Source organism: Proteiniphilum sp. X52 (assembly GCF_003712195.1).
Taxonomy (GTDB): Bacteria; Bacteroidota; Bacteroidia; order Bacteroidales; family Dysgonomonadaceae; genus Proteiniphilum.
Window position 1 is genome coordinate 188,714 of the sequence record NZ_RDSD01000006.1, and the last position, 12,258, is coordinate 200,971.

Consider the following 12,258-nt stretch of genomic DNA (forward strand, 5'->3'; position numbering starts at 1 on the left):
ACTAATCAAATTTTCTTAGCCTGAACCATTGGTCGATAACGGAACAATTGAATGTCACCATGAAATAAGACTCTTTTATATAATTCGAGGGTGCCGACAAAGCATTGCCGTATTCCAGTGTGACATTTAATAAGTTCCAACTGACCGGGAAACTGTATCCTGCTGAAACAGAATAGTTATAAGCGTTCCTACCCCCCAACTGTATATAAGATTTAGAAAAAGATGTGCCGACTTGTATTTGTCCCCTATTCCTGATCCCCTGATTCCCGATCCTGTAATATCTGTGCCCATTCGGCGTATACCCTATTCCGGTATTGATCCTGTATGAATCAACAATTTTGGCACTACTCACGCCCGATTCAATTCCTTTCCACTTTTGATAGCGGAAGTCCATGCCCCAGATAACTTTTTTGCTGTCATGGGAGAATCCTACTCCAAAAGTTTCAGGAATAAACTGTTCCTTGGACCTGTCATCTTGTTCCTGAATAAGATTGTACGCGTCATCATATATGCTGCTCTTGTTATTCATCGTTATATTTTGCTTATAACCATAGGTCGCCCCCAATGTCAGGCCCCGTTTATGATACTGCATCCCGAATGTATTATAAAATTGGAAGACCCGGGACTCCTTTTCAAAAAGATAGTCTGATTGATTTTCTGTTTGTTTCAATGTGCCACTGATATACTTTGTATTGATACCCACGGAAAAATGGTCTGTCACTTTAAACCCATTCGACAGATATAATTCGTATAATCCTCCGCTTCCCTCAAGATATACGGCTTTAGTATCCGTTGATCCCTCGATAGGCTCCTTGCTATATATCCGATAACCCGTGTCACTGAAAGGCTTTATTCCTAAAGAGATCCCCCATCCGGGCATAAGCCTGAATCCTAAGGATATTTTTTTCAGATTTCCGTTGATAGTGTTATCTGTTTTTCCTCTCTCTGTAAAAAAGGAATATTTCCCTGCCGCAGATATGTCGAATATAAATTTTAAACTATCCAGGCCGCTGATTCCCGCAGGATTGATCACATTCAGGTAATCAAACTCTCTGACTCCTATTCCGATATCAGACATTCCGGCAGTCCTTCCGTAGTCTTTATTTTCTATTTCACCCAACCCCAGCATAGAGTAAGGAGAATGAGTGGTCTGACCCTGCATATTCAATAGAAAACATAGCGGGCATAGAATTGCCAGAAGAGACCGTTTTTCAATCATTGTCATAAACTATAACGTATATAATTAATTTAACCCTGTTTTCCTGGGTCGAAAATGAAGAATCGCCCAATACCAGACTTTTTAAAGTGTTGTTCTTCTCTGTATCGTCCAGAAATAATTGTAAAGATGATTTGTACATCCCAATCATTCCTAATTCATATTGCAGATAACTTGTCACATCAAATGCATAGTATGTGTTTCTGTTATAGATCTTATCCTCGACTAAGCTTCCCGACTGCACACTGGTTGTACTTGGATCTATGTATATATCGATTGCCTTCCCTTCTTCATTCAGATAATTCAACGAGAGGTTTGCGGGAAGAGGCGTAAAATCGTTATATGTCCCTGATACGGGGAAGACATAGAGGATGGCGGAGGAGATAATGACCTGGTCTCCCAGTTTTAGTATCTCGTTCAAATCCGGAAAGCTCAGTTTTGTATATAACCCGGTTATCCCCTGTAAATAAACTTTATTATCTGTCTCTACCGAAGTGAGTGGATTACTATTGCTGAGCGAGTGCAGTAATGTATTGCTTCTGTCTGTCTCAATTTGGGAAAAGGCAGTACTTGTATTCACGGTCATATCTATCTTGTTTTCTTCGGTAGTAACCGCGCCTATGGTCGAATAATGAAGCCTGATAATCGGATATTCGTCATTAAGCACAAAACTGTTGACGGCTGCATTGTCATTTATTCCGGGAGAGAGTTTCACCCCTTTGAAATAAGTCAGAAAATTCTCATATGTCTCCAGTAAATTAGATTGAGTCTGCATAAGGGTCATCAATTCTAGTCCGAATTCATCGGGTAACCTTAATTCCAATGTACTATCGTTGTCCCAATGTTCTTCCGGCCTGTTGAATTGATAGCTTACCCAGGGTTCTGCCTCGGCAGGAACGGACGAGGTGCTATACAATTGACTTTTATCATCCAATTCTATAATTTGTTTTAGTTTGTATAGATTGAGTGTCTGCGTTTGGGTGGTATCTCCATAACTAAAGCCATCATATCTGAGAATGAGGGAGACAGAATCAAATTTGACCGTGACATTGGCATTGGAACCAAATTCAGAAGTATTATATTTGGGTGGGTTAAAATTGAAATAAGAATGGGCGGTAATAATTCCAAAGTCTGAAGAATTATATTTACCTTCAAAGATCCTGGACAATCCGTTTGTTACTGATGAGTCACTCAGATGAGTTTCCAATGCCACAGTGCAGTCTTCTATCAGCATACTTCTTCCTTTCACCGAAACCAAATTATTTCCTACAGAAAAATCATCACTCACACATGATCCCAAAAACAGGACACATAATAAAATACAAGGTGAAAACTTCATATGATTATTTTTTTATATGAGTATGGCTTCATTTCATAAATATGCCTTTAGAAACTGTTTTGAATTTCCTCATCAATTGTTTTTCAGCAATTGGATGATGGATTGGGATTTTCATCTCTTTCTCTAGCCCGCCACATTATTTCGATATAATGAAAATTCGAAGGCGCAAAAAAGGCAAAAAACAAGATGAAAGAGTGAAAAAATAAGGGTAAAAAAATACCCGTAAAAGCCGACACAGTTTCTTAATTGACTCCACAAAGGAAGAGGAAGAAAATATAATGAAAAAATATTATCGACAAACTGAATTATTTCATCCTCGAATTGTGCATTATATTCCATAAATAGCCATTTGCCGGGAAAAATCGCCAGACCGTCATTGACCGGCGATTTTTAGCTGTTCACCGTAATTCAAACGGCATTCATCGATATTTTTTTTCCAGAAAAGAGACCTTGTATACTTTTGTGGATACTTCAATGAAGAAATTATTTGAATTCCACTATCCACCCCCTAAAACTAAAAGGAGGTGGCTTTAAGCCGAATTCATGGCTCTGCCACCATAATTTCTTTTAGAATACAGGCAAAGCCTATATTACATCACCACCCCCGGAGGAGGCGGGTTTTTAAATTATACTAAAAAAAAGATGCATAAACTATTAATAAATCCATATTATTATGAATGATCGGACTAAATTATTAATGGGACTCTCCCTCAGCGTGTTCAGTTTATTTTGTTTTTTCTCCTGCTCTGATGATAGCGATGGCGATCTAGTAGGGAACTGGGTCAGACGTTCGGATTTCGGGGGACCCGTCCGGGGAGATGCTTCCTGTATTGTCATAGGCCGAAAGGCTTATATCATCGGAGGCTACAACGGAAGACAAAGATTAAATGATATCTGGGAATATAATATCGACCTGGGTTATTGGACGCAAAAAGCTGATTTTCCGGGAACAGCCAGGAATTCTTCATTTGCCTTCGCTTCTGAAAATAAAGGTTATTATGGAACCGGATTTGATGGAGTAAATTATTATAACGATTTCTGGGAGTATGACCCGGACAATAATCAATGGACGCAAAAAGCCGATTTTCCCGGTATGGCCCGCAATGGCGCGACAGCCTTTTATCTGAACGGGATTGGTTATGCCGGCACTGGTTTCAATACCAATTATTATATGGATTTTTATAAATACGATCCCACCACAGACCAATGGGAAACAAGTGCCAGTATACAAGGAACAAAACGGGCTTTTGCCACCAACTTCATTATCAATAATAAAGCATATATTGTCGGAGGATTGAACAACGGAGCTTATCCTTCCGATTTCTGGATGTTCGACCCCGACACCCAGACATGGGAACAAAAAGCGCAGATAAGCGATAAGACCGACTCAGATTTTGATGATGATTATACCACCATAACCCGCTTGAATACGGTTTCTTTTGTTATTAACGGATTGGGTTATTTGGCCACGGGTGAGACCGGCGGACTTAACAGCTATACCTGGGAATACAATCCGATTACCGACAGATGGACCGAAAGAACATCCTTTGAAGGATCGGCACGCACTGCCGCGGCAGGCTTTTCGATTGACAACAGAGGATTTGTATTAACCGGACGAGGTTCAACAACTACTACTTCTTTGTATTTTGATGACATGTGGGAATTTAAACCGAGGGACGAGTATAATGAATATGACTAAAAGAATTTTGGTCCTCATATTTTTATTCGTAATCAGCATTATCCTGTTGACATATTTTCTATTCACTCTTTCAGGTGAAAATAAAAATACGGATACGTATAGTGTAAGGACATTCAAATCAGGCAATGGTTGGGGATATCAGATAAACACAAAAGAGAAAGTGATCATAGTACAACCCTACATGCCTTGCATCACAGGGGATCAACCCTTCCCTGATGAAAAATCAGCGCGGGTAATCGGGGAACTCGTTTTATCAAAAATAAGGAATAATGAAGACCCTTCGATCACGAGGGAAGAACTTAATGACAAAATCAGCATGTAGTAAAGGCGCAATATACTTCCACGGGACCCCGCGCGGCTATCATCCCCGCTCCATCGGCTCTAACGGTAGCTGGATTCCGCGGACAGGCACCTGGCTGCGGAACAGCCTTCCGCCGGCCTACGTCGATGAGATCCGCCCCCCCGTGCTGATGATTCACGGCGAGAATGCCCACAGCCGCTACTTCGCCGAGATGGCCTTCGAAAAGATGACGGCTACCAAGCCCAACGGCTAAGGCAAAACAAGTAAATAACGAGCCGAGCGGATGCAACACTGGAGCTCCGATGTATCGGGCATATTCGTTGACCTTATCTACCTTTGGAATCTTGTCCATTTGGGGGTAAAGTTACATTTTTTCTCGAGTGAAAGGCATAAAAAAGGTAGAATCCGTAATTTGGGTTGATTAATCAGTAAATCGTTTAGGCGGTTATTGGCGGAACCTCCGTAATTTTACACCATCCAATCAAAACAATGAGTAATTATGCCAAAAATCGCATTAGGAACTTGGGCCTGGGGGGCGGGAGCATTTGGAGGAGACGCGGTATTCGGCAGCAAGACCGACGTGGAGAACTTGAATATCGAGGGATGCATCCGTTACGACTATTTCTACCCGGCAGATGATCCGGAGGGCTTGCTTCTGATTGATGAATGGACCGATCAGGAAGCCCTGGACCGTTGCCACAGCTCGCCTGTAATGAAGGAAGCCGCTGCCCTGCGCGAGAAATACAAGTTGGGAGGTCGTCAGGTGAGAATGTTCCATCCTGTCATGCCACAGAATAATAATCCGGAAGGAAAGAAGGAATGAGATTATGCGTAACACTACTTGCCCTATCAATGGCATTCATGGTAAAAGCCCAAGGGGTGATTGATGTGCACTCGCACATCATCACTCCTGAATTTGTGTCTGCACTCGAAGGTGAAGGAATACTGATGGACGAGGGTTTCCCATTGCCGAAATCGAAGTCCATTCAGAACAGCTCGAAGCGTATCTCGCCGCTGCGAAAGAGATTCAGCAGAAGAGCCTCGCCGAGGAACCCGGTGTCCTTTGCCTGTTTGCCACCCAGATGAAGGAAGATAATAATAGTTTCCGCATCCTCGAAATCTACGCTTCGCAAGAAGCCTACCAACACCACATCCAGACTGCCCATTTCCAAAAGTACAAGCAGGGCACGCTCCACATGGTGAAGTCGCTCAAACTGCAAGACCTCACACCCCTCGACCGCGAGACAATGAAAAGTATATTTAAAAGAATGAAATAATATGGAACACGTAAAGCTAAACAACGGAGTCGAGATGCCGCAGCTGGGGCTCGGCACTTTCCAGAGCACGGACGCTGCTCTGTGTGAACAAACGATTTTGAAAGCGCTGAAGGCGGGCTACCGTCTCATCGACACGGCGCAGGGTTATGACAATGAGCGGTTCATCGGCAATGCGCTGGCAAAGAACGACATGCTGGTTTCGCCATTGGTTCGCAGGTGGTGATGGACGGAGGATATACAATCATCTAAAACGATAAGGATATGAGACACATGATAAAGAAATACAGAAAATCATTAATGATTATGGCAACATTGTTTTCAACTCTGGCAGGGAATGCGCAGCCGACGGCTCTGCCAGCACCCGAAAAGACGGGCGGCGCAACCATCATGGAGGCTCTCTGGAACAGGAAGGCCTGCCGCGAGTTCAGCGACAGGAGCCTGACGGAGCAGCAGTTGTCGAACCTGCTCTGGGCGGCCACGGGCGTGAACCGCCCCGACGAAGGCAAGCGCACGAATGCCACGGCGGTGAACATGCAGGAGGTCAGCGTCTATGCCGTGCTGCCAAGCGGCGTCTGCCTCTACGACCATGCCACGCACTCCCTCCGGAAGGTGGCCAACGGCGACCACCGCCAGTTGGTGGCGGCAGGACAGGACTTCGTGAACGATGCGCCCGTGTCGCTCGTCATCGTCGTGGACATGGGCAAGTTCGGCGACCGTCAGGAGATGATGCGCCCGATGGGAGCCGCCGATGCGGGCATCGTCGCCCAGAACATCAGCCTCTTCTGTGCGGCCACGGGGCTGGCGACCGTCATCCGTGGCACGATGGACCGCAAGGCGTTGCAGAAACTGCTAGGCCTGAAGGAGGGACAGGAGCCGTTGCTCAACTGCCCCGTGGGCTATGCGAGACAACATTAAAGCAAGCGAGATCCACGGCCATCGCGGCATCGTTTAGTTCGAGGGCGACACCATGCAGCAGTGGCATCGGGAGAAATAAATCCGTAATATGGGTGTTTCTTTCCGCAATTCGTTTAGGCACAGTATCAGGAAATTGTCGCCGCTCGGCTATGCCGCTTTCCTAAGCAAGGACCTTGCAGCGAAATTTAAAACAAGACGTTATGAATGATTCGATGAAGAGAGAGCAGAGCCAAACATGTTTGGATTCTGCCGAACGTGAGAATCTTCGACTGAAAGTCAAACAGATTCTGATGATTTTCACAGCCATGCTGCTGACCTGCTGTTCCCCGGACAGCGAAGTGAAGGAAGAGACGAATCAGGTTCAGGCCAACATGGCCAAGACGCTGATAGTATATTACAGTTACACGGGCAACTGCAAGGCGATTGTGAATAGTCTGGCAAGTCAGATCACGGCTGACCAATTGGAAATTCAGCCCGCGGAGAAGGGGCTGCAATACGAGGCGAACGGCTATGCATTGGGGACTCAACTGTTGAACGCCATTAAGGGTAACCCCAACGATGCAAGCAGCTATCCCGCCATCGACCCCGTGACAACCCATCTTGATGACTACCGGAACATCATCATCGTGACACCTCTTTGGTGGAGTCAGATGGCTGCCATCATGCAGACGTATCTGTTTCAGAATAGTGCGAAACTCGCGGGCAAGACGGTTGCAATGATAGTATCCAGTCATTCAAGCGGCATCAGCGGTGTGGTGGCTGATGCCCAAAGATTATCACCCAACGTCACATGGGCTGGCGATGCGCTTTGGATCAATGCCAGCAACCACTCCAACCGCAGTTCGCTGATTGAGAACTGGCTGTCAACACAGAACTTTCAAACATCCAACGATATGACACAAAAACTCTATCTCACCATCGGTGGCGTAACCAAGACTGCCACGATGGTCAGCAATTCCTCGACGGAAGCTCTGGTGGCGCAACTTCAGAAAGGCGATATCACCTACGAGGCGCACGACTACGGCAACTTCGAGAAGGTAGGGCCATTGGGATACACCTTCCCGGAGAACAACGAGACAATCCATACCGTGCCGGGCGACCTGATTCTCTATCAGGGCTCGAACCTCTGCATCTACTACGACACGAACTCGTGGAACTTCACTCGCATCGGCAAGCTCGATAACATGACGCAGGCTGACATCAAGACGTGGGTGAATGCGGGTGGCGACAATGTCAGCGTAACGCTGTCGCTGAACAAGGAATGGTGATTCAAAACGGCAAAAAGATAATCAAATAAAACAATACGACTATGCAAGGAAACTTTTCGTACCACAACCCCACCAAGCTTTATTTTGGTGATGAGTCTTTGAAATATCTCAAGGACGAGTTGAAGAACTTCGGCCCCGTCGTGCTGCTGAACTACGGCAGCGGCAGCGTGAAACGTAACGGCATCTACGACCAGGTGCTGGCCATCCTGAAAGAGGCGGGAAAGACCATCGTGGAGAATCCGGGCGTGATGTCAAACCCTACGCTGGAGAAACTGCGTGAGGGTATCAAGATAGCCCGAGAGAACAACGTTGACCTGATTCTCGCTCTTGGTGGCGGCAGCGTCTGCGACTATTCGAAGGGCGTGGCGGCATCGGTTTTCCATGAGGGTGACTACTGGGATCAGTTCTGGCTGAAGCAGCAGAATCCCCCTGCTGGTCAAAAGATTCTGCCCGTGGGCTGTATCCTGACGATGGCAGGCACAGGCTCTGAGATGAACGCAGGTACGGTGATTACCGATGCCGAGCACACATTCAAGGTGGGCCGTGTGTTCGACGACCGCCTGATGCCGAAGTTCTCGATGCTGAACCCGAAGTTCACGATGACCGTACCCGACAACCAGATGAAGGCGGGCATCTACGACATCATGAACCACATCATGGAGCAGTACTTCAGCGATTTCGACGACAACACCAGCGACTATCTGGCCGAGGGACTGATGCGCGGTCTCATCACGTCCTCTCGCATCGCCGTGATGAATCCGCAGGACTACGAGGCTCGCTCGAACATCATGTGGACGGCGACATGGGCACTCAACACCCTCATCGGCTGCGGCAAACATCAGGACTGGATGGTACACATGATTGGTCACTCTGTGGGTGCCTGGACGCACGCCCCGCACGGCTACTGCCTCGCAGCCGTCTCGATGGCCTACTATCGTCGCGCCATGAAGCCAGGTCTGGCAAAATTCGTACGTTTCGCCAAGAACGTATGGGATATCAAGGGTGAAGGAATGACCGACGAGCAAATTGCAGAAGCAGGTCTCGAAGCTTTGAAAGCATGGATGCAGGAGATTGGCCTGCCGCTGACTATCAGCGAAATCGGAGCCACTGCCGATATGATTCCCGGCATCACCGAAGGCACCATCTGCTATCCCGCAGGTTATCTCGACCTGAAGCCAGAGGACATCACGGAGATACTGAAGGCTTCGATTGAGTGAGGATAAAGCAGAGCTTGCTCATGCCTTATCGAGCGTGAGAAGGCCCGAACAAAGGTCAAAGAGAGGATGTAATACAATGAAAAGAACAGTAGTACTTGTAATAGCAATATTGACTATGGTAACAGTACAAGGTCAGAGGCTGGCTGAGCGTCAAAAAGGGCTGGCAGCATGTGCCTGTCTGATGGCACAAGGTGATTTGGAACGGTTGGAGCCTGCCGTGAAAATGGCTCTCGACAACGGCGTGACCATCAACGAACTGAAGGAGGCGTTCTCCCAACTCTATGCCTATGCGGGATTCCCGCGTTCGTTGAATGCGCTGGGAGTGCTGAATAAGGTTTTGGAAAACAAGCAGGCGAACTGGCAGGAAGGTAAACCCTGGAAACGCCCTGCGGTATGGGATAATCCAGAAAAGGCCCTGAAGCTGGGCACGCAGGTGCAGACGCAGCTCTCTGGCCGTGCGTTCCACTACGATTTCTGTCCGCAGAATGACTACTATCTGAAATCGCACCTCTTCGGAGACATCTTCGCTGGCGACCAGCTCTCACATGCCGACCGAGAAATAGTGACCGTTGCAGCCCTGAGTGGTCTGGAAGGTGTGGCTCCGCAGTTGACTGCCCACAAGCAGGGAGCCGTGAAGATGGGTAACAGTCAGGAACTCGTTGATGAACTCTGCACTTGGCTCTACAGCGAGGGCTACACCCTGCGAAGCAAATGGCCCAAGGGCGAACTTAATACCGCCTATGCCCAGTACTTCATCGGCAACAGCTATCTGGCCGATGTGGGTGGCGGCGTGCATAACGTCACTTTCGAACCTTGCTGCCGCAACAACTGGCACATCCACCACAAGGCCGTGCAGGTGTTAATCTGCGTCAGTGGCCGTGGCTGGTATCAGGAATGGGGCAAAGAGGCCATTGAGATGACTCCCGGCACCCTCATCGCCATCCCCGCCGAGGTGAAACACTGGCACGGAGCCGCCAAGGACTCATGGTTCCAACACTTGACATACCACAAGGACGTGCAGGAAGGTTCGAGCAACGAGTGGCTGGAGCCTGTGACTGACGAAGAGTATAACAAACTGCCATAGTACGAGAAAATAGCAGTGACTCGTGAGATACTTTCCACAGACATCGAAAAGGTATATGCCGATGGAGCTTATAACAGTCCTGTGAGTCAGGAGTATTGCCAAGACAACGAAATCAGCCTTCAACTGACCGGAAGATTGCCGACAAGCACGACAAAACCGTCGGTCAGTTGATGCTCCGTTGGCTCATTCAGCGCGACGTGATGGTGATTCCCAAGACCGTTCGAAAGGCGAGGATGCAAGAGAACTTCGATATCTTCTGCTTCGCCATAAACGCACAGTCAGGGTAGCAGTCGGAAGCCTGCTGCTGGCATTCGGCATTTGCATGGCACATGCAACAAACGGAGACGAGAAACCAAAAGACAAGAAGACTATGATACTGTTTGTAAACGGGAGCCCTAACCGTGACGGCAATACGGCAGCATTGGCCCGAAAGTTGCTGAAGGGAAAACAGCTCTATTTCATCTTCCAGGGAGCAGGACCAAGCCAGGCCATGCTTGATGCGGGCGACCATACGATGCGGACATTCTGCCGTCTGGCAGGCCTGGAGTACATGGGTATGACAACGTATTAGCGATATACGAATGAATAATGGACAGGCGTGAGTTCATCAAAAAATCGGGTGTGGCAGCAGCAGGCACACTGTTGGATACCACGCCCTTTGCATCCATGCTGGCTAAAGACGATAAAAAGAATAATGGTATGAAGATAGTAGTTTTAACAGGAAGTCCACGGAAAAACGGCAACACGAACCACATGGCTGACGAGTTTATCCGTGGTGCAAAGGAGGCTGGACACGAGGTGTTCCGCTTCAACACGGCGACCAGCGATGTGCATTCCTGTTTGGGATGCAACCACTGCGGCATGGACGGGCCGTGCGTCTATGAAGATGACTTTACGAAGGTGTTGCGCCCCGAGATTATCAAGGCCGACCTCGTAGTGTTCTGCTCACCGATGTACTATTTCGGCTTTTCAGCACAACTGAAGGCAACGATAGACCGTTTCTACGCCATCAACGGGACATTACACACCCGAAAGAAGTGTGTATTCCTGATGGCCTACGCTAATATGTCGAAGAAAGACGCAGAAGCGATGACCGCACACTACAAGACCATTGCCGACTATATGGGCTGGGAGGATGTCGGCTGTGTCATTGCCCCCGGTATCTGGACGGCTGGCAGCATCAAGGGCACAAAATATGCCAAAGAGTCATACGAATTAGGCAAATTATTATAAAAGCAATATGAATACGCTACTAATCCGTTACTACTTCATTGAAATGTTCCTTGCCCCAATCGATAAGAGCCATGATGGCTGGCATCAGAGAATTTCCTGTGTCCGTCAGTGAATACTCCACGCGGGGAGGCACTTCTGGATAAACCTCACGATGCACCAGATGGCTCTGCTCCAGATTTTTCAGCGTCTGCGAGAGCATTTTCTGTGAGCAGTCTGTCATCAGACGGCGTATCTCGTTGAAACGGAGGATGCCCGTCTCGCTCCTGTGTAGCATAAAGAGCACCAACATTGACCACTTGTCGCCGAAGCGGCTGATGACTTGGCGTATGGGACATGCCAAATATTCACTTCGGGTTCGTTCCTCACGACTCGTCCATTTAAGCGAGCTTAACGGATCTCGCTGCTCTGAACGTTCTGCCTTCATATCTGTCATAACTTTCAAATTTTCAACAAAGGTGTCAAATATATACTAAGTGTAAATTCCATACTGCGTTAATTGAAGTTAAAACAGCTGTTCATAACCCATTATTTTTCAACAATTCCTACTTCTGGGTAACTATTCCACCAAAAAGTGCCTTCTTGCGGGGATGAAAAAATCACCGTACCATTGCACCAGCATAACAAAAAAAGAATGGTTCTATATGAAATACTGTGGGTAATCGAATTTTAGTTTTCCGCAGATAAAATAAATCATGTTTATAAAGTTTCT

Annotated in this window: 17 protein-coding genes; 14 read left to right on the plus strand and 3 right to left on the minus strand. The window is 47.3% G+C overall.

The features are described 5' to 3' along the window. Position 1 precedes the first annotated feature (1 nt). Positions 2–1,225: a hypothetical protein gene (locus tag D7D25_RS07160; RefSeq protein WP_148038878.1), complete on the minus strand. Its 1,224-nt coding sequence runs from the start codon at positions 1,223–1,225 to the stop codon at positions 2–4. Then, positions 1,212–2,465 carry a DUF4270 family protein gene (locus D7D25_RS07165; protein WP_158602564.1) on the minus strand — a complete coding sequence of 418 codons (1,254 nt, stop codon included), beginning with the start codon at positions 2,463–2,465 and terminating at the stop codon, positions 1,212–1,214. Before D7D25_RS07165 ends, D7D25_RS07160 begins: the two co-directional genes overlap by 14 nt. Positions 2,466–3,228: 763 nt before the next feature. Between D7D25_RS07165 and D7D25_RS07170 the strand changes: the two genes are divergently transcribed. The 14 genes from D7D25_RS07170 (at position 3,229) to D7D25_RS07235 (ending at position 11,549) form a co-directional block, all read left to right on the plus strand. Then, a complete protein-coding gene (locus D7D25_RS07170; protein WP_122968292.1) occupies positions 3,229–4,254 on the plus strand; it encodes a kelch repeat-containing protein in 1,026 nt (341 codons plus the stop codon). Continuing rightward, positions 4,247–4,576 (plus strand): DUF4907 domain-containing protein, encoded by a 330-nt coding sequence (locus tag D7D25_RS07175; RefSeq protein WP_158602565.1) that lies wholly within the window; start codon positions 4,247–4,249, stop codon positions 4,574–4,576. The genes D7D25_RS07170 and D7D25_RS07175 overlap by 8 nt, the downstream gene beginning before the upstream one ends. Positions 4,577–5,054: 478 nt before the next feature. Continuing rightward, positions 5,055–5,378 (plus strand): putative quinol monooxygenase, encoded by a 324-nt coding sequence (locus D7D25_RS07185; protein WP_122968295.1) that lies wholly within the window; start codon positions 5,055–5,057, stop codon positions 5,376–5,378. Then, positions 5,375–5,641 (plus strand): hypothetical protein, encoded by a 267-nt coding sequence (locus D7D25_RS18485; protein ID WP_255417225.1) that lies wholly within the window; start codon positions 5,375–5,377, stop codon positions 5,639–5,641. Before D7D25_RS07185 ends, D7D25_RS18485 begins: the two co-directional genes overlap by 4 nt. Then, complete coding sequence (locus D7D25_RS07190; RefSeq protein WP_255417229.1) at positions 5,581–5,832, plus strand: putative quinol monooxygenase; 252 nt, start codon at positions 5,581–5,583, stop codon at positions 5,830–5,832. Before D7D25_RS18485 ends, D7D25_RS07190 begins: the two co-directional genes overlap by 61 nt. A gap of 1 nt (position 5,833) precedes the next feature. Next, positions 5,834–6,055: an aldo/keto reductase gene (locus tag D7D25_RS07195; RefSeq protein WP_122968297.1), complete on the plus strand. Its 222-nt coding sequence runs from the start codon at positions 5,834–5,836 to the stop codon at positions 6,053–6,055. An 80-nt stretch (positions 6,056–6,135) separates the two neighbouring features. Continuing rightward, positions 6,136–6,747: a SagB/ThcOx family dehydrogenase gene (locus D7D25_RS07200; RefSeq protein ID WP_255417226.1), complete on the plus strand. Its 612-nt coding sequence runs from the start codon at positions 6,136–6,138 to the stop codon at positions 6,745–6,747. Positions 6,748–6,947: 200 nt separating this feature from the next. Further along, positions 6,948–8,015, plus strand: a complete 1,068-nt coding sequence (locus D7D25_RS18245) for a cyclophilin-like fold protein (RefSeq protein ID WP_221407973.1) — start codon at positions 6,948–6,950, stop codon at positions 8,013–8,015. A gap of 41 nt (positions 8,016–8,056) precedes the next feature. Continuing rightward, a complete protein-coding gene (locus tag D7D25_RS07215; RefSeq protein WP_122968299.1) occupies positions 8,057–9,232 on the plus strand; it encodes an iron-containing alcohol dehydrogenase in 1,176 nt (391 codons plus the stop codon). Positions 9,233–9,308: 76 nt separating this feature from the next. Next, positions 9,309–10,316, plus strand: coding sequence for a carboxymuconolactone decarboxylase family protein (locus tag D7D25_RS07220; protein WP_122968300.1), 1,008 nt, complete (start codon positions 9,309–9,311; stop codon positions 10,314–10,316). Between the two features lie 15 nt (positions 10,317–10,331). Next, a complete protein-coding gene (locus D7D25_RS18155; RefSeq protein ID WP_185140234.1) occupies positions 10,332–10,487 on the plus strand; it encodes a hypothetical protein in 156 nt (51 codons plus the stop codon). Then, entirely contained in the window at positions 10,487–10,603 is a 117-nt protein-coding gene (locus D7D25_RS18795; protein ID WP_370453844.1) for a hypothetical protein, read from the plus strand. The genes D7D25_RS18155 and D7D25_RS18795 overlap by 1 nt, the downstream gene beginning before the upstream one ends. A gap of 83 nt (positions 10,604–10,686) precedes the next feature. Beyond that, positions 10,687–10,887 carry a hypothetical protein gene (locus D7D25_RS18800; protein WP_122968314.1) on the plus strand — a complete coding sequence of 67 codons (201 nt, stop codon included), beginning with the start codon at positions 10,687–10,689 and terminating at the stop codon, positions 10,885–10,887. A 17-nt stretch (positions 10,888–10,904) separates the two neighbouring features. Then, positions 10,905–11,549, plus strand: coding sequence for a flavodoxin family protein (locus D7D25_RS07235; protein ID WP_185140231.1), 645 nt, complete (start codon positions 10,905–10,907; stop codon positions 11,547–11,549). 19 nt (positions 11,550–11,568) lie between these two features. On the opposite strand, the gene D7D25_RS07240 is transcribed toward D7D25_RS07235, so the two are convergent. After that, on the minus strand, positions 11,569–11,973 hold the full coding sequence (locus D7D25_RS07240; RefSeq protein ID WP_122968316.1) for a helix-turn-helix domain-containing protein: 405 nt from the start codon (positions 11,971–11,973) through the stop codon (positions 11,569–11,571). Between the last annotated feature and the right edge of the window lie 285 nt (positions 11,974–12,258).